We start from the raw sequence: 20598 nt of genomic DNA on the forward strand, positions 1-20598 counted from the left end.
GTCGTTGTCGCCACGTGGTGACGACGCTGGCGCTAATGTCCCGCAGGGTGACATCGCAACGCGCCGGCACCACGCCGCAGACGCCGCCACGATGTGCTCTCGACGACCGTCCCGATCACGAGAGCCATCCGTCTGGCCACCTTCCACCGATGCGCCGGTCGGCGATCGCGATGCTGGTGTTTCTCGCCGCGTCGATGCTGTTCGGGCTGTTCGGCGCCTCCCCGGCCGCGGCCGCGCCCGGCGACTCGGTCCGCGTCTTCGGCGTGCTGCGCAACGGTACGGACAAGGTCGCAGGCGTCGAACTCGAGGCCAAGGACGCGTCCGGAACCGTTGTCGGCACCGCGACCTCGTCGGCCACGGGTGCGTGGTCCATCAACGTGCCGCCCGGCCAGTACACGATCGTCATCGACACCGACTCACTCCCCGATGGCGTCGAGGTGCAGAAGGCGGAGCTGCCCGTCGACGTCAGCGGTGGCACCGCGCGACCGGTCATCTTCTCCTTCGGCGATGTCCGCACCGGCACCGAGGTGTCGGCAGTCTCCGAACTGACACGGCTGGCCATCGACGGCATACGCTTCGGCCTGATCATCGCGATCACCGGCGTCGGTCTCAGCCTCATCTTCGGCACGACCGGACTGACGAACTTCGCGCACGGCGAGTTGGTGACACTCGGCGCGGTGATCGCATGGGTGATCAACGTCAAGCTCGGCGTCCAGCTGATCCCGGCGACGATCCTGGCGGTGATCGTCGGTATCGGTATCGGCATCCTCAACGAGCTCGGTCTGTGGAGACCGTTGCGAAGACGACGAACCGGGCTGATCGCCATGCTCGTCGTGTCGATCGGCCTGTCGCTGGTGCTTCGCTACCTGATCCTGATCTTCTTCTCCGATCGCGCCGAACCGTTCGACGACTATCAGGCGCAGACCCAGATCGGCTCGGGCCCCTTCGCGATCACACCGGTCAACCTGGCCTGCATCATCATCAGCATCGTGGTCCTGCTCGGCGTCGCACTGCTGTTGCAGCGCACCAGGATCGGCAAGGCCATGCGAGCGGTCGCCGACAACAAGGATCTCGCCGAGTCGTCGGGTATCGACGTCGACCGGGTCATCTTGTTCGTGTGGGCCCTGGCGGGCGGTCTGGCCACACTCGGCGGCGTGATGTTCGCGCTCTCCGAGCTCGGCGGCCGGGTGCAGTGGGAGATGGGCTTCAAACTGCTCCTGCTGATGTTCGCCGGCATCACACTCGGCGGTCTCGGCACGGCCTACGGCGCACTGCTCGGGTGTGTCATCGTCGGTCTGCTGGTCCAGTTGTCGACCTACATCCTCAGTCCGGACCTGAAATACATCGGCGGGCTGCTGATCCTGATCATCATCCTGACCATCCGGCCCCAGGGCATTCTCGGATCTCGAGCGAGGATCGGCTGACCCATGGACATCATCTCAGCGCTCCAGATAGCGATCGCCCAGCTGATCGGCCCGTCGGCGATCTTCTACGCCCTGCTGGCCATCGGCCTGAACCTGCACTTCGGCTACGCCGGCCTGCTCAACTTCGGCCAGATCGCCTTCGCACTGCTCGGCGGATACGGCGTCGGGATCATGGCGGTGAACTACGACCAGCCGTTGTGGCTCGGCGCCATCATCGGCATCGCCGCGGCCGGGATGCTGGCCGTGGTGCTCGGCCTCCCGACCCTGCGTCTGCGCGCGGACTACCTGGCAATCGTCACCATCGCCGCATCGGAGATCCTGCGTCTGGTCTTCCGTTCGACGTCGACCGACGATTTCACCCGCTCCACCAACGGCATCTACGGATACGCGGGCAGCTTCTTCTCCATCAGCCCGTTCGACAACGGCAAGCAGTACTCGTTCCTCGGGGTCAAGTTCCTCGGCGGCGACCTGTGGTCGATGGTGGTCGGCTGGATCGTCGTCGGCCTGCTGTGTGTGATGGTGTACCTGCTCGTCCGCAGTCCGTGGGGCCGCGTCCTCAAGGCGGTACGCGAGGACGAGGACGCCGCCCGCTCGCTGGGTAAGAACGCGTACTTCTACAAGATGCAGGCCCTGGTACTCGGCGGTTGCATCGGCGGCCTCGCGGGTGTCTTCAATGCCTTTGCAACGCAGTCGATCAATCCCGACTTCTATTCGACCGCACAGACCTTCTTCGCCTACGGCGCGCTGATCCTCGGCGGGGCGGCGACGGTGTTCGGCCCGGTGCTCGGTGCCATGCTGTTCTGGTTCCTCCTCGCCGTGCCCGACGCACTGCTGCGGCAGGCCACGTCCGGCGACGACCCGCTGTTGAATCTGTCCGCGCAGCAGGTCGGCGCATTCCGCTACGTTCTGCTCGGTCTGGCGATCATCCTGATGATGGTGTTCAGACCGCAGGGCCTGCTCGGGAACAAGAGGGAGGTGCAGCTCGATGCCTGACGACTCCGCCTACACGGGTACTGCGGCCATCCGGGCGACGCGCCGGGACCTCACCGCGTTGTCGGCCGCGGAGCGTGCCCAGCTGTTCGCCGGCGTTGCCGCCGAGTCGGGTTCGCCCAAACCCGATCCGATCATCGTGGTGGACAACATCTCCCGCACTTTCGGCGGCATCAAGGCGGTGCAGGTCGATCATCTCGAGGTGCAGCGCGGCGCCATCACCGGCCTCATCGGCCCCAACGGCGCGGGCAAGACCACCTTCTTCAACCTGATCACCGGCTTCGACAAGCCCGACTCCGGCACGTGGTCGCTCAACGGCGACTCCCTGGGCCGGATGGTTCCGCATCAGGTGGCCCGCCGCGGCATGGTGCGCACCTTCCAGCTCACGAAGGCTCTCGCGAAACTGACTGTGCTGGACAATGTCCGGCTCGGCGCAACCGGGCAGCGGGGCGAGCATTTCCTCGCCGCACTCGCGCCCTGGGTGTGGCGCAGACAGGAGGCCGAGGTCACCGAACGCGCACACGAGTTGCTCCGGCGCTTCAAGCTCGACGCCAAGGCCGACGATTTCGCCGGCTCCCTGTCGGGCGGGCAACGCAAGCTGCTGGAGATGGCGCGCGCGCTGATGACCGACCCCGAGATCGTGATGCTCGACGAGCCCATGGCCGGTGTCAACCCGGCCCTCACCCAGAGTCTGCTCGAACACATCAAGTCGTTGCGGGACGAAGGGGTCACGGTCGTCTTCGTCGAACACGACATGGACGTCATCCGCGACATCAGCGACTGGGTCGTCGTGATGGCCCAGGGTCAGATCATCGCCGAGTCGCTCCCGGATCGGTTGGGCGACAACGACGCCGTCGTCGACGCGTACCTCGGCGGGCACCACGACCAGGCCCTCGAGTTCGACGACCAGGGTCGGCCGGTGGGCGCCACCGCCGTACTCGCCGAGAAGGTCGAGGCGGCCATCGAGGCGACGCTGGAGGACGGCGGGGATCTCTCGGAGGTCACCGAACTGCCCCCCACGACCCCGGACACGAAGAAGGACGGACGATGAGCACCGACCCCGGTCCCGGACAGCTGACGCCCGCGCAACTCGCGGCCACCGCCGAGGAGCACCGCAAGCTGGCCGGCAACGCCCTGATGCGGGCCGACGACATCACCGCCGGCTACCTGCCCGGCATCAACATCCTCGAGGAATGCAACTTCTACCTCGGTGACGGGGAGATCGTCGGGATCATCGGCCCCAACGGTGCCGGGAAGTCGACGCTGTTGAAGACCCTGTTCGGACTGATCCCGGTGCGCAAGGGTTCGGTGACCCTCCGTGGCGACGACATCACCTCGGCCAAGGCCCATGTTCTCGTCGACAAGGGTGTCGGTTACGTCCCGCAGACACAGAATGTGTTCCCCGCGTTGACGATCGAGGAGAATCTCGAGATGGGCGTCTATCTGCGGCCCAAGACCTTCGCCAAGCGGTTCGACTTCGTGTCCGAACTCTTCCCGCTGCTCTCGGAACGGCGAAAGATCAAGGCAGGTGCGCTGTCCGGCGGCGAACGGCAGATGGTCGCGATGGGCCGTGCGCTGATGATGGACCCGGCGGTACTGCTACTCGACGAGCCGTCGGCCGGTCTGTCCCCGATGTTCCAGGACGAGGTGTTCATCCGCTGCAAGGCGATCAACGCCACCGGCGTCTCGATCATCATGGTCGAGCAGAACGCCCGGCGGTGCCTGCAGATCTGCGACCGCGGGTATGTCCTCGACCAGGGCCGCAACGCCTACACCGACACCGGCCGCAACCTGGCCACCGACCCCAAGATCATCGAGCTCTACCTCGGCACGCTCGCGGGCAGCTCCGAGAAGAACTGAGGTCATAGGCCCGTCCCGACGGCACTTCCCCCCGCCGACCGCACCGACGACGAGACCCCCGGCCGAAGCCGGGGGTCTCGTCGTGTGCGGGTCTTACTGCGCCGCGACCGAGACGTACTTGCGCGTCGGGGTGAGCAGCTTGTTGGCGTCGTCGAACTCCAACACACCGTACGAGCCGACACTCGGCTCACCGGCTGCGTTGAACGCCAGGTTGCCGGTCTTGCCGACGTAGGCGATCGTCTTGCCACCGTTCAGCAGGTCCAGGCAGGCCTGGTAGGAGTCGCAGTTCTCCTCGCCGTTGGTCACCCCGATGATGTTTGCCGCGATCGCGCGGCCGTCGGTCGACTTGGCCGCGGTGGCCGCGAGAGCACTCAGCACCGTGGCGTCGTAACTCTCACCCGAGTAGTTGAAGTCGATGAGATCGCCGTCGACCTCCTTCAGGGCCGCCTGGAAGTCACCGCTGGTCTGGGTGAGCGGCGTGGTGCCCTTCATACCTGCGAGCAGGCCCGGACCGACAGCCTCACCGAGGGCGTTGCCCATGTTGCCGTCGACACCGTAGACGAGCTTGCCGTCGCTCGGGCCGATGCCCACCTCGTGCATACGGGTGATGATCTTGGCGCTCTCCTCGAAACCGATGACCGCGATGCCGTCCGGGTTGAAGTTCTTCACCTGATCGACCTCGGCGTTGAACGACTGGGCGTTCGGGTCGTAGATGATCTTCTGGATCTGGTCGGCCGGGACACCCGCGGCCTCGAGATCGCGAACGGTGTTGTCGGCCAGTCCGGTTCCGTACGGGTCGTTGAGCGCGAGGATCGACACGCGCTGCACGCCGTCCTCGGCCATCGTCTGCGAGAGCGCCTGCGCCTGGAGGGTATCCGCCGGTGCGGTGCGGAAGTACTGCCCCTTGTCCTCGTAGCAGGTGAATTCGTCGGAGGTGTTGGCGGGCGAGAACATGACCGCACCCGCGTTGGCGACCTTGTCGATCACCTTCAACGACACCGAGGACGACGCGGCACCGATGATCACCTGCGTTCCGGCGCTGAGTTCGCGGTCGACGGTGGCGTTGGCCGTGTCTGTCGTGGTGTCTCCGGAGTCACCGGTGACCAGCTCGACGGGTTGATCGAGAACCCCGCCGGCGGCATTGATGTCCTTGATCGCGAGCTCCACGCCCGCCTCCATGGGCGGTCCGAGGAAGGCCAGGGAACCGGTCGCCGGAAGCAGGGTGCCGACCTTGAGTGCGGCCGTGCTCGCCGGGCCGGGGACAGCCTTGGGCGGGTTGCACGCCAGCTTCTGCGCGAGGCCGAGGCCCGGAGGTGCGGGGGTCGACTCGACGGCGGCACTCGACGACGCCTCGGAACCGCCGTCGGAACCCGAATCTGAACTGCTACAGCCCGCGATCACCAGCGTCGCCGCCGCGGTCACGACCACTGCCCCGCTCCTCAAAAAGCGTACGGACATCGATGCTCTCCTTGCGTCTGGCCTCTGCGTTCGGCGGTCGGCCGGTGCGTTCGGCGTTTGTCACGAAGGCGGCGCATCGCCGAAGGGCGAACCGCGCCTCGCAGGAGAAAAGCTAGCGCGATCTTGTTGCGGCTGCGTAAAGACAGTGAAACTGGTTTGCGCGCAGAGGCATTGCGTCGTCCAGGGGTTCTGGATCAGTCGCTGCCGAGCGTCTCGACGACAACCTGCGCAACGGCTTTCATGGTGGTCCGGCGGTCCATGGCCGCGCGCTGTATCCATTTGAAGGCCTCTGGTTCGGACAGAGCCTGCTTCTCCATCAGCAGGCCCTTGGCCCGCTCCACGAGCTTGCGGGTCTCCAGCCGCTCGTTCATGGTCGCGACCTCGCGCTCGAGCTGTTTGAGCTCCTGGTAGCGACTCACCGCCACCTCGATGGCCGGCACCAGATCGGCCTTCGTGAACGGCTTGACGAGATAGGCCATGGCGCCGGCGTCGCGCGCCTTGTCGATGAAGTCGCGCTGGCTGAACGCGGTCAGCATGACGACCGGGGCGAGTCGCTTCTCGGCGATCTCGGTCGCGGCATCGATACCGTCGCGCACCGGCATCTTGATGTCCATGATGACGAGGTCGGGCGACAGCGACTCGGTCAGTTCCACCGCGACCTGCCCGTTCGGCGCTTCCCCGACGACCTCGTACCCCTCTTCGCGGAGCATCTCGATCAGGTCCATCCGGATCAAGGAATCGTCCTCGGCCACCAGCACGCGGTGTGTTGTCGTGGTCTCACCGGCTGCGGTCGTCGCACTGTCGGTCACCGTCACCATCCCCTCCTCCACGTCGCTGACGCCACGTCTGTGTGCACGCAGAGTACCGGTTGGCAGGCCGCTCGGCCGATCATCTAGAGTTGGTTCCCGGCGCGGGCAACCCGCGCACTGGCCCCCGTAGCCCAATTGGCAGAGGCAACGGATTCAAAACCCGTCCAGTGTCAGTTCGAGTCTGACCGGGGGCACGTAGCTCACATGTTCAAAGGTGGTTTCCGGGTTCTCGTCCTTGCCATGCACAGATGACGCATGGCAGACGCATGACACCCGATCTCCCCGCCTCAGTCTTTTGCCTCTCCGACCGACAGGTAATCACCCTTCCCTGTTTCGCTTCGTCTCCGTCGGTGTAAACGCCGACTGGAAAACACCCGTATGGACCCGATTCCCGATTCAAACCCGGCGCGATTCATGTCGTCTAACGCCATGCTCATAGATTGTCCTCTCACTGATGAGCACTGGACTTACACAGACCATCTGACACCCCCGCCCTAGGACGTCGCAGATTTCGACACCACACAGCTCGACGGCGTCGGTAATTGTCATGCCGAGCTCATCGAGCAACTGTTGGGCGCCGCTGACGAAGTGGCGCAGTGCGTCGTCGCTGGCGGGTAGCACACCAGTGGTGAACACCGTCACGTCCCGGGTGGGGATGAAGTACGGTGCGCCTCGCATCGCCCAGGTTTGCAGCAGTATTCGGTCCTCCACAGCCGCTGCGACCATGTTTGCCGTCACGCCGTGCACCCTCGCGTGCAGCGACAGAAGCGCAGATCCTGGTGGGCTGTTCTGGATGCCGCATCGTGCACTGCCCGCGACAATACCATTGTCTCCCAGACGATTTGCCAACCCGTGCGCGGACAACCGATACGCGATCACCTGCTCCGCCGAGACACTGTCAGCCACGCCGCACACTCACCGATCGGACGCACTCGTAGGTTCTGTTGTCGAGCGATCGACGAGTGCGTGACGAACGAAGCGGACGACTGTCACCACCAGGGCGAGCACGGTGCCCGCGATGGCCACGATGAGCACCGTGCGCGTGAGCGTCGTCCACGGCACGGTGGACTCATCGGCGAAGTCGAACGGGAAGACCTGCCAGAGACGGATCAGGGCCACGAGGGTGATCGCATCGGAGACCACTTCGCCGATGGCTTTCAGCGGCGGCGGGTCGGCGATGAGGTACACCGCGTTGACGACGATTCCCGCTACCAGTGCCGCAATAAGCCAGCCGAGCACATCGCCTGTTTCCTCGGTGAGGAACGGGACCGTATCCCAGCCCGGCCATCGCACCAGCAACCCGAGGAGGGCGCCGTCGACGACCAGAGTGGCCAGATAGCCGAACCGGCGGCGGCCGGATGCCGGTGAGACTGTCGAACTGAGAGCCATGTGGGCCTCCTTCTGTGCTGGAGCGTCGCACGGAGATGACGTCGAGCCTGCTTGTCGTCGGCGAAGAGCCGGTGTGACTCGGTCCGGAACCGTGACAGAGTGCGACGAGGATTGGCGCGCGCACGTCACCAAGTCCAGTTGAACCCATGCGCAGTTGAGACGCCCGAGTCCAAAGTCCCTAACCACGACCCTCGAGGGTCGCACCGTGTGCCCCGGACGGCGGCACGGTCACGACTTCAGACATAGGTGACCTTCGCCCCTCCTCGCCGTGTCTGTCGACATCGATGATGGACATTGGAGCAGACCACGCACCACGAACGGACATGCCGATGGCCACGACCTCTTCGATGGATCGTCGCATCGGCTGGAAACGATCGCTCGCTGTCTTTTTCACCGCACTCACCGCGCTGCTGGCCTACGCGGGGGCGGTGGGACTGGCCGGGGGTGGCACCGACTTCGGGCCGACGGTCAATGCGCGCCTTCCCTGGCACAGTCCGGTGCTGGCCGGGATCGGGTTGGCGCTACTGGTCGGACTCCCGATGACGGTCGCAGCCTGGCTTTTACATAACAATCAACGCTCCGACACGGCGATGATCTCGATCTTTGCCGGAGGATGGTTGATCGGATGGATCGGCGTGCAACTCGCCGTGATCCGCACGCTCAATCCGTTGCAGGCCGCCTGCGTCGGCGTCGGAGCCGTCCTGATCGGACTCGGCATGTCCGTGCGTCACGAGCTCGGCTCCCGCACCCGCCCACGACCGTGATCTCGCAACTAGGAGGGACGATTCGATGAAGGACACTGTCGGTACTGCCTTCGGTACGTCGTTGACGATCCTGCATTACCTCCCGGTTCCAGGACCCGTCGTCACCGACGTCCTTGCGGGCAGTGTGCCGATGCGGGTCGCGTCCCGTTGTTGAGGACGCGTCTTGGCGGCACCGAATGATGACGCGAGTCGACGAGCAGACGATCCGCATCGCGAGACGGCGTCGATCGACATCGAGGACGCCGGTGGCGCCTCGGCCCCGGCCAGTCTGGCGGTGACCCTCTCGATGCCGATGGGCGGCACGCTCATGCGATTCCTCGCCCGGGTCAGGGACGCCGAAGGCGAAGCGACCGGAGAGGTACTGCGCAGCGCCACCTAGGCGAGACCATCCCGGTCGGCACGGTGATGGCAACCTTCTATGAACCGGGTGAGGCGGCATGCGACGCGGCGCAACCCCGTCCCGGCGAAGCGACGTCGCCGGAGGCGGCCATCCATGCCCAACCAGAGCCCGCCCAGCCAGAGCCCGCCCCGGAGATGGCTCGGGCATCTCCGTCGACCGGGCCGCGCCCCGGGCTCCGGCGGCGTCCACGAAGCCGGTAGGCCCCTACACCGGCCCGGGCGTGCGGAGCCGAGTGCGCATCTCCCCCGCAGCCGCCCGTCGCGCGCGAGAACTCGCCGTCGATCCCGGTCGTGTCCGGGGAACCGGACCTGATGGCGCGATCACTCTCGACGACGTCGAGCATTGTCGCCCGGATGAGCCCGACAGACGCGCGAGTGACATGCGCCGGACGATCGCGGCCGCGATGAGTCGTTCCAAACGAGAGATCCCGCACTACTACCTCGCCGAGACGATCCCGATGGAAGCGGCGACGAGATGGTTGTCCGAACGCAAAGCCCGACGTCCCGTGGAGGAACGGATCCTCTCCGCGGTTCTCTTCCTCAAGGCGGTGGCACTGGCCGCGCAGAGGTACCCGGAGATGAACGGATTCTGGCGCGACGACGATTTCACACCGCAAGCACGCGTTCACGTGGGTGTGGCGATCGCCTTGCGGCGAGGCGGATTGATCGCCCCTGCCATTCACGACGTGACGGACAAATCACTCGACGCCCTGCAGGCCGACCTGATCGATCTGGTGGCCCGTGCCCGTAGCGGCCGACTTCGCAGCTCGGAATTCACGGACTCGACGATAACCGTGACCAATCTCGGCGACAACGGCGTCGAGACCGTGTTCGGCGCGATCTATCCGCCGCAGGTCGCGCTGGTCGGCACCGGAACGATGACCTATCGACCCTGGGTGATCGACGGCGAGATGCGCCCTGTGCCGCTCGTCAACACGTCACTGTCGGCCGACCATCGAGCCAGCGACGGGCGCCAGGGCGCACGATTTCTCTGCGCCGTCCGAGAACTGCTGCAACAACCAAACGAGCTTTGAGGAGCACTCATGGACGACGAGACGATCACCACGGCGGTCGTGGACGCTCTGCTCGCGGTAGCACCAGAACTGTCCAGGGAGAGCATCTCGGTCGATGAGCCGATACGCGAAATCGCCGAACTGGACTCGGTCGACTGGCTGAGCTTCTTGACGGGCATCAAGAAGCGGCTCGAGATCGAAGTGCCCGAGAACGACTATGCCACTTTGCAAACCGTCACCGACGTCGTTCGGTACGTGAAGGGAATCCCGCGATGAACTCGCCGATGACGATACCCCAGTTGTTCGCGACCGTCGCGAGGCCGGACGGGTCCTCGCCGAACTCTTGTCCGGATTCCACGATCACGACGACGTCGTCGTCCTCGCATTGGCGCGTGGCGGGGTTCCGGTCGCGTTCGAGGTGGCATCGGCTCTGCGACTACCGTTGGATGTGTTCGTGGTTCGCAAGCTCGGACTGCCAGGCCACGAGGAGTTCGCCTTCGGCGCAATCGCTTCCGGCGGGCGCATCGTCCTCAACGACGACGTGGTGAGGGCAGGTCGAGTCACTCACGAACAGTTGCGACGGGTGATCGAACGGGAGACCCGCACCCTCGAAGATCGAGAGAGCCGGTACCGGGGTGTTCGCGCGCCGGTGGAGATCGCCGGCACGACGGTCATCCTCGTCGACGACGGGCTCGCGACCGGGGCCAGTATGCGGGCGGCGGTCAGTGCCCTCCGGGAACGAGAGCCTTCTGCGGTGGTCATCGCGGTTCCGGTCGCCCCCGAATCGACCTGTCGTGAGCTCGCCGAGTCGGTTGACGAAGTCGTGTGCGCATCCATGCCGACCCCGTTCGCGGCGGTAGGCCAGTCGTACCGGGCCTTCCCTCAGGTCACCGACGACGAGGTCCGAACTCTGCTGTCCACATCCACCACCTCGCCGCCGACGCAACTTCCGGATGAACAGACTCTTGCGGTCGTCGTCACTCGATCGGCAGTCGAGTGCACCGACGGCGTCCCGCCGGATGCCGTACTCGACGACTTCGTGGGGGACGCCCGATTCGTGCTGATAGGTGAGAGCTCCCACGGCACCGAAGAGTTCTACGAGTCCCGCGCCCGCATCACTCAGTGGCTCATCGAGAACAAGGGCTTCAAGGCCGTGGCTGCGGAGGCGGACTGGCCGGACGCCCACCGGGTGAACCGATGGCTTCACGGCGAGGGATCGGATGGCTCTGCCGACGAGGCACTTTTAGGGTTTGATCGGTTCCCGGCCTGGATGTGGCGAAACACCGTCGTGCGAGATTTCCTCGACTGGCTGCACCGATACAACGCCGGCCGGCCCGAGGGTGACGAACGCGTCGGCTTCTACGGGCTCGACCTCTACAGTCTGCACCGCTCCATGCAGGACGTGACCGCATACCTGGACACTGTCGATCGCGAGGCAGCACGGCGCGCTCGGGCTCGGTACGCATGTTTCGACCACTCCACGGCCGCAGATGGGCAGGCCTACGGTTACGCCGCCGCGTTCGGCGCGGGCCAATCGTGCGAGCGCCAGGTCGTCACCCAGCTGGTCGACATGTACGCCGCGACCTTGGATCGAATTCGCAGCGACGGCACGGCGGCTCAGGACGAACTGTTCTGCGCTCGACGAAACGCCTTCGCGGTGCGAGGTGCAGAGTCGTACTACCGCAACATGTTCCGCAGTCGGGTCACGTCATGGAACATCCGTGACCGCCACATGGCAGAGACTCTGGAAGCACTCGCCGAGCACCTGACGACGAGATCGGCGGTTCCAGCGAAGATCGTGGTATGGGCACACAACTCGCACGTGGGGGACGCGCGGGCTACCGAAGTCGGGGCCGATGGCCAGCTGACTCTGGGACAACTGGTTCGCGAGAAGTACGGACAACGCTGCCGGATCCTGGGATTCTCGACTTACCAGGGAACCGTCACGGCCGCCGATGAATGGGGAGGAACTCCACGACGCATGACGACCCTCCCCGCCCTCCCCGGAAGCATCGAAGAAGTCTTCCATCGGGCGCCCATGCGATCGTTCTTCCTGTCGTCGCAGTCGGCCGGAGCAGCCGAGGCGGTCGACTCGATTCGCCTGGCTCGCGCGATCGGCGTGGTCTATCTGCCCGACACGGAACGCCAGAGCCACTACTTTCACGTGCGCGTCCCCGAACAATTCGACGCGTACATCCATCTTGATCAGACGCGGGCGCTACGACCACTCGAACCGCTGGGCTCCTGGGACGACAGCCAGCACCCGGAGACATATCCGACCGGCCTGTGACCGACAGAGGCCAGAGATCTCCGCTCGGAAAGGACCGTGACACATGCCCGTACCAGAACCCGTGCCCTGGCCGCGCGCATTGATCATGCTCGCGCAGTGCGCCCTCGATGTGGCGCGCTCGCTGTGGCAACGACGCCTGCACCAACCGCTCGGTGACCTCGGCCGGGTCATCAGCTTTGCCGACGGAACCGAGGCCGTGGTGTACCGCGAAACCGTCCGCGACGACGACCCGATTACCGAGCCGGTGAACCTCATCGTCGGCTTCCGGCTACGGGCGGTGGGCGGCAACAGTCTGGCACACAGATTCTTTCGCGTGGAAAGTGTATGCAACACCGTCCTGTTCGCAGGGTTCGACGGATTCGTTTCGAAACTGTGGATGACCGCCGACGGAAACAACGTCTATCGCGGTGTGTACGAGTGGGACGGATACGACAGCTCGGTCGACTATGTCAACGTCCTGTGGTGGCCACTCATGGCGGTCAGTGAACGGGATTCGATCCGCTACCACGTCATCGACGACAGCACCCGAGGCAGCCTCTTGTCGGGTGTGCACACCGAAGCGGGCGGGCGCGAGTGGTGGCGGCCGACGGTATGACAAGGTCCGGTCTTCTGAGAGGTCGCAAGCGCACACTCACTCAGTGGCCGTCATCTGACTGGGCAGACCTTCGGTCGGCGAGGATTTGTTCGGTCCATCGGTCGATGTCGTCCCAGTCCCGGGCATCGCCGTATCGGCCACCCATGAGGCGGAAGACAACTCGTCCCAGACCGGGCCAGTCACCCGGGGATATGGCGCCGGCGAAGGCGCGGTGGCCACGCAACGCGCCCGTGTGCTCCATGGCCGCAACCGCACGTGGAACCGGTGTCCGAGGACGCAACCACCGTGCGACCAGAGGTGACAGGAATGTCGATGTCGCACCGATGGACGAGACCGAGAACGCCCACACCGGCGCGGGCGCGGCCTCGGCCAGCGAATCGGCGAGATGCTCGGCGGCGGGCAGCCATTGGCCATTGTGAATCGCGCTGCCGACGACCAGGCGCTCTGCCCGGTCAGGCGTATGGTCACCGCGAAGCGGCCAGAGCTCCACCGAGTCCCCGCCGGCGCGCAAACCTCCGGCAATTCGTTGCGCCACACCCTCGGTGGCACCGTGGGCACTGTCGAACGCGATCACAGTGTGCACGGTGCTGACTCCGACCCACGGGTGCGTGCAGCGGGGACAGCCGCGCGGTCCACCGCGCCAGTCACGTCCGCACCGTCTCCGCCGATGCTCGGGTGTGAATGCGCGCGCATCTCACGGGATAGAAACGCGTCGAGATCGGCGAGCGAGGACATCAACGGTGCCGGAAACACCACTGTCGTGTTCTTCTCGACCCCGATCTCGATCAGGGTCTGCAGGCTGCGAAGCTGTAATGCGATCGGGTGGTCGGCCATGGTCTTCGCTGCGGTGGAGAGTTGATGCGCAGCGACGGCTTCGCCTTCCGCTGCGATGATCTTCGCGCGCTTCTCGCGCTCTGCCTCCGCCTCGCGTGCCATCGCGCGTTGCATCCCCCCGGGTAGCTGGATGTCCTTGAGCTCGACCAGACGGACCTCGACGCCCCATTCCTGCACGGTCATCTCGAGGATTCGCCGGATGTCGTCATTGATGGTGTCGGTATGCGCCAGTGCATCGTCGAGCGAATGTCGGCCGACCACCTTGCGCAGGGTGGTCTGGGCGATCTGGTTGATCGCCGCATGGACGTCCTCGACCTCCACCACCGCCTTCACCGGGTCGACCACTCGGTAGTAGGCCACCGCCGAGATGTCCACACTCACGTTGTCGCGGGTGATGATTCCCTGCGATTGGATCGGCATGGTGACGACACGCATCGACACCCTGATCATTCGGTCGGCGAGGGGGATGATCACACGTAGACCCGGATCACGGGTGCCCGCCAGTTTGCCGAAGCGCAGCACGACTCCGCGTTGATACTCCGACACGATCCGGACCGCGGTGATCGCGACGATCACGATCACCACTGTCACGCAGGCGATCACGACCCACGAGGTTGTCGTCATGGTCCCGCTCCCCTCTCGGAGGTTCGACCACCAGTAGAAGCGATGACGAGAGGCGTCGATAGGGCCGACCGGCTTGGAACCGGGTGGCTTTCGACCCTCCTCACAGCGTCGGCGAGGCGGTGCGATTGTCGTGTCAGATTCGTCTCGCCAACCGGAGGGCCACCATGTCCACACCCACCACTCATCATGCGTCATACTCGTTTCTGCCGGACATCGCAGAGCTGTTCTCCACGTTCCCCGCTGTCGGAATGCTCCGTCCCAACGGGCATCTGATCCGGGTGGAGGAAGAATCGTCCGCCGAGCAGTACGTTGTCCGTGCTGAGCTACCCGGAGTCGATCCGGACAAGGACGTCACGGTGACCATCCTCGATGGGGTCCTCACGATCGCCGCGCAACGCACCGAGCGGTCCTCCCACAACGGTCACTCCGAATTCGCCTACGGTGAGTTCTCCCGGGCCGTGTCGTTGCCCAAGGGATATGTGGAAGACGGCGTGAAAGCGACGTACTCCGAGGGCATCCTGACCGTCACCGTGCCGCTGAGTGCGCCGACCAGCCCCGGCACGCAGGTGCAGATCGAGACCGCTTGACGCCGCGACCACCGCCACACCCTCACTTGGGTAAGCCCTCCCCCGGAGCCGTCCTTCTGACGGCGACCGCTACCGCTTTCGCAGCGGGCGCACTCCTGTGGTCCGCGGGGTCGGGCCGGCTTGCCAACGCCTGCTGGACAGCGGGGATCGCTGTCGCGCTCGCAGCGTCGCTGTGGTGGATCCTGTCGGGGCTTCGTCAGCGCAAGCTCGGGGTCGATCTCATCGCATCGCTGGCGCTCGTCGGGACTGTGCTGGTCGGCGAGTATGCAGCGGGCTCGTTGATCGGGGTGATGCTCGCGACCGGCCGGCTTCTGGACGCGTCGGCGTCGCGACGTGCACGCAAGGACCTCAGTGCGCTCGTGAATCGGTTTCCGACGACCGCGCGACGACGCCGCGGGGCCGAGATCACCGTGATCGACGTCGACGCCATCGAACCCTGGGACATCCTGGCCGTGGCCCCGGGAGAAATCGTCCCGGCGGACGGTCGACTGCGCGACAACGCAGTACTCGACGAATCTGCACTCACCGGTGAGCCGTTGCCACGACACGTCCGGCGCGGTGGCACCATCCGGTCCGGTGCGGTCAACGCCGGCGCAGCCTTCGACATGATCGCCCGCTCCCCCTCGGCCGACAGCACCAATGCAGGCATCGTTCGACTGGCTGGAGCAGCCGCCGCCGAACGTGCGCCCGTGGTCCGACTCGCGGACCGCCTGGCCATCTTATTCATCCCCGTGACGCTGACTGTGGCCACGGTCAGCTGGTGGATCAGCGGCTCGCCGACCCGCGCAGTCGCCGTTCTCGTCGTCGCCACACCCTGCCCGCTGCTCTTGGCCGCGCCGATCGCCATTGTCGCCGGCCTGTCACGGGCTTCTCGATCAGGAGTGATCATCCGCGACGGTGGTGCCCTCGAGACTCTGGGACGCGCCCGCACCCTGCTGATCGACAAGACCGGCACCCTGACCACCGGCCGCCCGGAACAAGTGGAAGTCACCGCGGCCCCCGGAGAGGATGCCGACGGTCTGCTGCGGCTATCGGCTTCGGTCGAACAGATGTCGCCGCACGTGTTCGCGACCGCCATCGTGAGTGAGGCCGCTCGACGTGAGCTGCCACTGACCGTGCCGACAGGTGTCCACGAGAACGCGGGAACGCGGGTACGGGCGTCTCCGGCGTGGTCGCGAACCGTTTCGTCGAGGTCGGTGCGCGAGACGCCCCGGTTTCGGTCTGGGCGCGCGCGGTGGTACGCGGCAGTGAGCTGGACGGGACCGCCATCGCCTGGATCAGGGTGGACCATCGCGATGCGGGCGCCATCACCATGAGCGACCCCGTACGAGCAGATGCACCGCGCACACTCCGTCGACTCCGTGCTGCGGGGGTGACCAAAGTCGTTCTCCTCACGGGCGACCGAGAATCAACCGCCCGCGAGGTTGGTACCGTGCTCGGCGTCGACGAGGTGTACGCCGGGCAGACTCCCGCCGACAAAGTCGCCTGCGTCGAGGAGGAATGCCGCTCGGCAGTCACCGTGATGGTGGGCGACGGCGTGAATGACGCGCCGGCTTTGGCGAGCGCAAGTGTCGGTGCGGCCTTGGGCGCCCACGGCACGACGGCGAGTACGGCTACAGCAGACGTTGTCCTCACCACCGACGGGATCGGGCCGCTCGCTTCAGCGATGGAGATCGCGCGCCGTTCGCGTCGGATCGCCGTTCAGAGCGCGGGTATCGGCATGGCGCTCTCAATCGGTGCCATGCTTGTTGCTGCCTTGGGCTGGCTCCCGCCGACCGCCGGCGCTTTGCTCCAGGAAGCGATCGACGTCGCAGTCATCCTGAATGCCCTACGCGCATTGACCGGTCCGCGGTCGGTCGTACACGTTGATGATCCCACCGGGGCGTTGCTCCGCAGGTTCTCGACCGAGCATGAGATGCTTCGGACGAAACTTCGAGTACTGGTCGATGGCGCGAATGACTTGGCGGGACAGGGCATCGAGGCATCGAGCGGCGACGGAGTGCAAGGGTTACGGCGAGCGGATGATCTACTCGCGGCGGTTGTTCTGCCTCACGAGCATGCTGAAGAATCCTTGCTCTATCCTGCACTTGCCAAACCCCTGGGCACCACCGAGGCCACCGTGACCATGAGTCGGATGCACGCCGAGATCGACAGGCTGGCGAGGAGGGTGCATGCCCATCGTATGCACGCGGATCGAAACGGGCAGATCACCGCCGATCAAAGACTCGACGTGATGGCGACCCTCTACGGGCTCCATGCTCTCCTGCGACTTCACTTCTCCGAAGAGGAGCAGAACTATTTCACTCTGGTAGCTACTCCTGGTACAGGAACGGCCCTTCCGTGATCCTGTCGCTGAGGACTCGAATGAGGTCGTCACCAATGCGTCGGGACAACCATGATCGGTACCTCGATCGAATGCAGGACCGCGCGACTGGTGGACCCGATCACGTGGGCCGAAGGTCCGGTCAAGCCTCGACTGCCCACCACCACCATCGACGATCCCGAAGCATGTTCGGCTATCGCGTCCACTGGACGATCGTGCACGAACTCCCAGCGGACAGACGTCGTGCTGCCCCGCGACGAGGCAGTTCGGGCGTGCTCGATGCCGTGGTCGAGGCCGGCGCGATCGGCGCCCGACATTGCGTGGACGGCAACGACTTCAGTGTGCCGGAGCGCTGCTTCCTCCGCCGCATGCATCAGGACGGCGGTGTCGCCTGTTCCACCGTCCAGTCCGGCAATCACCGGACCGTCCGATCTCTCGTCAGAACGGTCGCGGACAACGACGACCGGGCACGACGAACGCATGGCGACCGTGGTGCTGATCGCGCCGAGTAGTCCGCCGGCGAGGTCGCCGAGTCCGCGCGATCCTACGACGAGTTCACGAGCCGCTCGCCCTGCTGCGACGAGAGCGTCGACGGGTCGCCCTTCCGATATGTGCGTGATGATCGGTACCGCACTGTGGCCGGCGGTCCGGCGGGCCGATGAGCGGGCGTCGGCCAGCACACGCCGCGAGCGACGAGTGCACTGAGCGGAGCAATCCGTTCGGAGGTTCACCGCATCGGCAAACGTCGGACGATGCTCGTGTTGGACGGTGACGATTGTCAGCGACGCACCTCTGAGGACCGCATCGTCCACCGCCCACCGGAGCGCCCCCAGGGACGGCCCCGACACATCCTTCAGCCCCACCACCACTGGCAGGTCGTCGGCGATGCGGTCAGAAGAAGCGCGGTCCGGATGCGACTCACGAGACATGCAACCAGTATCAGCAGCGCCGACGGATTCCGACCAGGGACCAAGGCAATACATAACGCGCGGACGGGGGCGACGTTCGGACGAGCTGGCCGATGCCCTACATCGTGGGGTCGATCGACTCTGTTGCATCCCATTGTCTGCGCGCACGCTTGAGCCATTGGGAGGCAAACGCGGGAGAGGTCTAGATGATGGACTGGGGATTGCCGACGGACGCGCAGACATCGGAATCGGGATCGTCGGCGGTGGCGGTGCCGACGATGCGGGCATGGTCCGTCAGGGCACCCGGTCCGGTGTCTCGGACGCCTCTGCGATTGGAGGAGGTCCCCCGCCCGATTCCGTCGACAGGCGAACTGCTGATCGCGGTCGAGGCATGCGGAGTGTGCCGAACCGATTTGCACGTCTGCGAGGGTGACCTACCCGAACATCGCCCGCATGTCACCCCTGGGCACGAGGTGGTTGGCACGGTCGTCGAGATCGGCATCGACACCGACACCGCGTTCCAGATCGGCCACCGGGTCGGGGTGCCATGGCTGCGCAGCACCTGCGGGATGTGTGCCTACTGCCGGCGCGGGGCCGAAAACCTCTGCATGTCATCGACGTACACCGGATGGGATGCGGACGGCGGATACGCAGAGTACGTCCTCGCCCCCGCGGACTACGCCCTGGCCCTTCCCGAGGGCTACACCGTCGACGAGCTCGCGCCGCTGTTGTGCGCGGGAATCATCGGCTACCGCGCCCTGCGGCGGACCAGCCTGCCCGAAGGGGGACGTCTGGGCTTGTACGGCTTCGGAGGCAGCGCCCACCTGGTCGCCCAGGTGGCCCTCCAGCGCGGCGCCTCCGTACACGTCATGACCCGCGAACCCCACGCTCGCCGCCTAGCACGTGAACTCGGAGCGACATCGGTGGGCGAAGTCCATTCCCATCCGTCCGAACTCCTGGACGCCGCAATCATTTTCGCCCCCGTCGGTGAGCTTGTGCCGGTGGCCCTGTCAGCCCTTGATCGGGGCGGTGTCGTCACACTCGCCGGGATCCACATGAGCGACACCCCACCGCTGAACTACCAGCAACACCTCTTCCACGAACGCGAAATCCGCAGCGTCGAAGCGAACACACGAGAAGACGCGACGGAGTTCCTCCGATTCGCCGGAGAGCATCGACTGCAGGTGACGACAACCTCATACCCGCTCGACGACGCACTGCTCGCTCTCCGGGATCTCAAGGCGGGCCGCTTTGCCGGCGCCGCTGTTCTACGTCCCGATCAGCGCGCGAACTGAGGTCGCCAACGGCCGTCACGACTCGTTGCTGTGCGTGACCATCACCGGACACGGGGCGACCTGTACCACAGCCCGACTGGTGGAACCGAGAAGTAGTCCTCGAAACCCGCCCCGACCGCGCGTACCCACCACGATCAGCTGCGCCGACTGCGCTGCCTCAACGATCTCCTCTGCGGGAGACGCGATTCCAACATGTTTGCGGATCGTTACGTCCGGAAAGTCTTCCACAGGGCCCGCGAGCTGCTCGCCCAACACTTCCTCGGCCTCGTCCCGCATGTTTCGCTCGGCAAGGCGCGCGTCACCGTAGAACGCCGCCGGCGAGAACTCCCCGAACGCGTGAACCGCCACCAACGGGACTCCCAACAGATCTGCTTGGCGAAATGCCTCGGCGATCGCGGCGCTCGACCTCGGTGACGCATCGACCCCGACCACGACGGATCCACTCGCGGGCGGAGTTCCACCCACGATCACCACTGGGCAGTGCGCATGCGTTGCGGCGTCGGCACTCACCGAGCCGAGCAACAATCCGCGGACCCCACCGAGCCCTCGCCTACCAACGACCACCGTGCGCGCTTCAGTGGAAGCCTGCCGGAGTGCGAGTATCGCCGACCCTCCGACGATCTTTCCGTCGACCGGCACATCGGGGTCCACACTTTTCGCGAGCGTCGTCGCCGCATCCACCGCACGCGACGCATCGCCCTGCATGGCCTCGACGACGGCCGGTGACGTCATCATGGCCGTGGGTGCGTACGCCCCGGGCACGATTCCAACTGCGGATAACACTCGCACCGAACATTTCTCGCGAGCTGCAGCACCCACCGCCCAGCGCACCGCCATCAGCGCGCACTCCGAACCATCGACGCCGACAACGATCGGCGCAGTCGCGGTGTCCACCAGTTCAGCCATCCGTATCTCCGTCCGTCGATGCTCAACATCACGTGTCGAGCATTGGTGAGCTCGACAGCATCCACGAGCAGCACAGGTGATACCCGTCGGGCACCTCTCATGGTGGCCCGCTCACGGAGCGTTTTCCGGA

General features: G+C 65.5%; 21 protein-coding genes, 1 tRNA gene and 1 pseudogene. 15 read left to right on the plus strand and 8 right to left on the minus strand.

What is annotated here, in order from left to right; all coding sequences use genetic code 11:
• Positions 1–149: 149 nt before the first annotated feature.
• From Q9R39_RS19845 to Q9R39_RS19860, 4 genes are read left to right on the plus strand one after another with little or no spacing between them, the layout of a single operon-like run.
• Positions 150–1424 (plus strand): branched-chain amino acid ABC transporter permease, encoded by a 1275-nt coding sequence (locus Q9R39_RS19845; protein ID WP_311278025.1) that lies wholly within the window; start codon positions 150–152, stop codon positions 1422–1424.
• A gap of 3 nt (positions 1425–1427) precedes the next feature.
• A complete protein-coding gene (locus Q9R39_RS19850) occupies positions 1428–2417 on the plus strand; it encodes a branched-chain amino acid ABC transporter permease (protein ID WP_058251842.1) in 990 nt (329 codons plus the stop codon).
• Complete coding sequence (locus Q9R39_RS19855) at positions 2410–3465, plus strand: ABC transporter ATP-binding protein (RefSeq protein ID WP_058251841.1); 1056 nt, start codon at positions 2410–2412, stop codon at positions 3463–3465. Before Q9R39_RS19850 ends, Q9R39_RS19855 begins: the two co-directional genes overlap by 8 nt.
• The gene (locus Q9R39_RS19860; RefSeq protein WP_058251840.1) at positions 3462–4274 is read left to right on the plus strand and encodes an ABC transporter ATP-binding protein; all 813 of its coding nucleotides are present in this window, start codon (positions 3462–3464) and stop codon (positions 4272–4274) included. Before Q9R39_RS19855 ends, Q9R39_RS19860 begins: the two co-directional genes overlap by 4 nt.
• Positions 4275–4367: 93 nt before the next feature.
• Here Q9R39_RS19860 and Q9R39_RS19865 read toward each other — a convergent pair whose 3' ends face one another.
• Both Q9R39_RS19865 and Q9R39_RS19870 read right to left on the minus strand, forming a co-directional pair.
• A complete protein-coding gene (locus tag Q9R39_RS19865) occupies positions 4368–5732 on the minus strand; it encodes an ABC transporter substrate-binding protein (protein WP_058251839.1) in 1365 nt (454 codons plus the stop codon).
• Between the two features lie 194 nt (positions 5733–5926).
• Positions 5927–6550, minus strand: a complete 624-nt coding sequence (locus Q9R39_RS19870) for an ANTAR domain-containing response regulator (RefSeq protein ID WP_058251875.1) — start codon at positions 6548–6550, stop codon at positions 5927–5929.
• A gap of 111 nt (positions 6551–6661) precedes the next feature.
• Here Q9R39_RS19870 and Q9R39_RS19875 point away from each other — a divergent pair.
• Positions 6662–6735, plus strand: a tRNA-Leu gene (locus tag Q9R39_RS19875).
• A 202-nt stretch (positions 6736–6937) separates the two neighbouring features.
• Here Q9R39_RS19875 and Q9R39_RS19880 read toward each other — a convergent pair.
• Positions 6938–7447: a DNA glycosylase AlkZ-like family protein gene (locus Q9R39_RS19880; protein ID WP_175404319.1), complete on the minus strand. Its 510-nt coding sequence runs from the start codon at positions 7445–7447 to the stop codon at positions 6938–6940.
• A gap of 9 nt (positions 7448–7456) precedes the next feature.
• The gene (locus Q9R39_RS19885; RefSeq protein ID WP_058251837.1) at positions 7457–7930 is read right to left on the minus strand and encodes a hypothetical protein; all 474 of its coding nucleotides are present in this window, start codon (positions 7928–7930) and stop codon (positions 7457–7459) included.
• A 329-nt stretch (positions 7931–8259) separates the two neighbouring features.
• Here Q9R39_RS19885 and Q9R39_RS19890 point away from each other — a divergent pair, with 329 nt between their 5' ends.
• The 7 genes from Q9R39_RS19890 to Q9R39_RS19920 all read left to right on the plus strand — a co-directional run bounded on the left by Q9R39_RS19890 (position 8260) and on the right by Q9R39_RS19920 (position 12991).
• Positions 8260–8694 carry a hypothetical protein gene (locus Q9R39_RS19890; protein WP_139114208.1) on the plus strand — a complete coding sequence of 145 codons (435 nt, stop codon included), beginning with the start codon at positions 8260–8262 and terminating at the stop codon, positions 8692–8694.
• Between the two features lie 25 nt (positions 8695–8719).
• Positions 8720–8848: a hypothetical protein gene (locus Q9R39_RS19895; RefSeq protein ID WP_269434032.1), complete on the plus strand. Its 129-nt coding sequence runs from the start codon at positions 8720–8722 to the stop codon at positions 8846–8848.
• A 9-nt stretch (positions 8849–8857) separates the two neighbouring features.
• Positions 8858–9073 carry a hypothetical protein gene (locus tag Q9R39_RS19900; RefSeq protein WP_058251835.1) on the plus strand — a complete coding sequence of 72 codons (216 nt, stop codon included), beginning with the start codon at positions 8858–8860 and terminating at the stop codon, positions 9071–9073.
• Between the two features lie 58 nt (positions 9074–9131).
• Positions 9132–10127, plus strand: coding sequence for a dihydrolipoamide acetyltransferase family protein (locus Q9R39_RS19905; RefSeq protein WP_091344348.1), 996 nt, complete (start codon positions 9132–9134; stop codon positions 10125–10127).
• 9 nt (positions 10128–10136) lie between these two features.
• On the plus strand, positions 10137–10382 hold the full coding sequence (locus Q9R39_RS19910) for an acyl carrier protein (protein WP_058251833.1): 246 nt from the start codon (positions 10137–10139) through the stop codon (positions 10380–10382).
• A gap of 67 nt (positions 10383–10449) precedes the next feature.
• A complete protein-coding gene (locus Q9R39_RS19915; protein ID WP_211540442.1) occupies positions 10450–12396 on the plus strand; it encodes an erythromycin esterase family protein in 1947 nt (648 codons plus the stop codon).
• Positions 12397–12439: 43 nt separating this feature from the next.
• Positions 12440–12991, plus strand: a complete 552-nt coding sequence (locus Q9R39_RS19920) for a hypothetical protein (protein WP_058251832.1) — start codon at positions 12440–12442, stop codon at positions 12989–12991.
• 40 nt (positions 12992–13031) lie between these two features.
• On the opposite strand, the gene Q9R39_RS19925 is transcribed toward Q9R39_RS19920, so the two are convergent.
• Complete coding sequence (locus Q9R39_RS19925; protein ID WP_231742374.1) at positions 13032–13565, minus strand: flavodoxin domain-containing protein; 534 nt, start codon at positions 13563–13565, stop codon at positions 13032–13034.
• Positions 13562–14449, minus strand: coding sequence for a slipin family protein (locus Q9R39_RS19930; RefSeq protein WP_058251830.1), 888 nt, complete (start codon positions 14447–14449; stop codon positions 13562–13564). Before Q9R39_RS19930 ends, Q9R39_RS19925 begins: the two co-directional genes overlap by 4 nt.
• Before the next feature lie 164 nt (positions 14450–14613).
• Here Q9R39_RS19930 and Q9R39_RS19935 point away from each other — a divergent pair, with 164 nt between their 5' ends.
• Both Q9R39_RS19935 and Q9R39_RS24765 read left to right on the plus strand, forming a co-directional pair.
• Positions 14614–15036 (plus strand): Hsp20/alpha crystallin family protein, encoded by a 423-nt coding sequence (locus Q9R39_RS19935; protein WP_058251829.1) that lies wholly within the window; start codon positions 14614–14616, stop codon positions 15034–15036.
• A gap of 26 nt (positions 15037–15062) precedes the next feature.
• Positions 15063–17380: pseudogene (locus tag Q9R39_RS24765) on the plus strand (heavy metal translocating P-type ATPase).
• A 29-nt stretch (positions 17381–17409) separates the two neighbouring features.
• Here Q9R39_RS24765 and Q9R39_RS19950 read toward each other — a convergent pair.
• Positions 17410–18288 (minus strand): universal stress protein, encoded by an 879-nt coding sequence (locus Q9R39_RS19950; RefSeq protein ID WP_175404318.1) that lies wholly within the window; start codon positions 18286–18288, stop codon positions 17410–17412.
• A 257-nt stretch (positions 18289–18545) separates the two neighbouring features.
• On the opposite strand from Q9R39_RS19950, the gene Q9R39_RS19955 reads away from it, so the two are divergent.
• On the plus strand, positions 18546–19562 hold the full coding sequence (locus Q9R39_RS19955) for a zinc-binding alcohol dehydrogenase family protein (RefSeq protein WP_058251874.1): 1017 nt from the start codon (positions 18546–18548) through the stop codon (positions 19560–19562).
• A 15-nt stretch (positions 19563–19577) separates the two neighbouring features.
• Here the strand turns inward: Q9R39_RS19955 and Q9R39_RS19960 are convergent, their stop codons facing one another.
• Positions 19578–20468 (minus strand): universal stress protein, encoded by an 891-nt coding sequence (locus Q9R39_RS19960; protein WP_058251827.1) that lies wholly within the window; start codon positions 20466–20468, stop codon positions 19578–19580.
• Between the last annotated feature and the right edge of the window lie 130 nt (positions 20469–20598).

The organism is Gordonia sp. AC31, from assembly GCF_031844505.1.
Taxonomy (GTDB): domain Bacteria; phylum Actinomycetota; class Actinomycetes; order Mycobacteriales; family Mycobacteriaceae; genus Gordonia; species Gordonia hongkongensis.

Coding starts and splice junctions, on each gene's coding strand:
- Q9R39_RS19845 (WP_311278025.1), top strand. CDS start 150: ATGCGCCGGTCGGCGATCGCGATGCTGGTGTTTCTCGCCGCGTCGATG.
- Q9R39_RS19850 (WP_058251842.1), top strand. CDS start 1,428: ATGGACATCATCTCAGCGCTCCAGATAGCGATCGCCCAGCTGATCGGC.
- Q9R39_RS19855 (WP_058251841.1), top strand. CDS start 2,410: ATGCCTGACGACTCCGCCTACACGGGTACTGCGGCCATCCGGGCGACG.
- Q9R39_RS19860 (WP_058251840.1), top strand. CDS start 3,462: ATGAGCACCGACCCCGGTCCCGGACAGCTGACGCCCGCGCAACTCGCG.
- Q9R39_RS19865 (WP_058251839.1), bottom strand. CDS start 5,732: ATGTCCGTACGCTTTTTGAGGAGCGGGGCAGTGGTCGTGACCGCGGCG.
- Q9R39_RS19870 (WP_058251875.1), bottom strand. CDS start 6,550: ATGGTGACGGTGACCGACAGTGCGACGACCGCAGCCGGTGAGACCACG.
- Q9R39_RS19885 (WP_058251837.1), bottom strand. CDS start 7,930: ATGGCTCTCAGTTCGACAGTCTCACCGGCATCCGGCCGCCGCCGGTTC.
- Q9R39_RS19890 (WP_139114208.1), top strand. CDS start 8,260: ATGGCCACGACCTCTTCGATGGATCGTCGCATCGGCTGGAAACGATCG.
- Q9R39_RS19895 (WP_269434032.1), top strand. CDS start 8,720: ATGAAGGACACTGTCGGTACTGCCTTCGGTACGTCGTTGACGATCCTG.
- Q9R39_RS19905 (WP_091344348.1), top strand. CDS start 9,132: ATGCGACGCGGCGCAACCCCGTCCCGGCGAAGCGACGTCGCCGGAGGC.
- Q9R39_RS19910 (WP_058251833.1), top strand. CDS start 10,137: ATGGACGACGAGACGATCACCACGGCGGTCGTGGACGCTCTGCTCGCG.
- Q9R39_RS19920 (WP_058251832.1), top strand. CDS start 12,440: ATGCCCGTACCAGAACCCGTGCCCTGGCCGCGCGCATTGATCATGCTC.
- Q9R39_RS19930 (WP_058251830.1), bottom strand. CDS start 14,449: ATGACGACAACCTCGTGGGTCGTGATCGCCTGCGTGACAGTGGTGATC.
- Q9R39_RS19935 (WP_058251829.1), top strand. CDS start 14,614: ATGTCCACACCCACCACTCATCATGCGTCATACTCGTTTCTGCCGGAC.
- Q9R39_RS19950 (WP_175404318.1), bottom strand. CDS start 18,288: ATGTCTCGTGAGTCGCATCCGGACCGCGCTTCTTCTGACCGCATCGCC.
- Q9R39_RS19955 (WP_058251874.1), top strand. CDS start 18,546: ATGCGGGCATGGTCCGTCAGGGCACCCGGTCCGGTGTCTCGGACGCCT.
- Q9R39_RS19960 (WP_058251827.1), bottom strand. CDS start 20,468: ATGGCTGAACTGGTGGACACCGCGACTGCGCCGATCGTTGTCGGCGTC.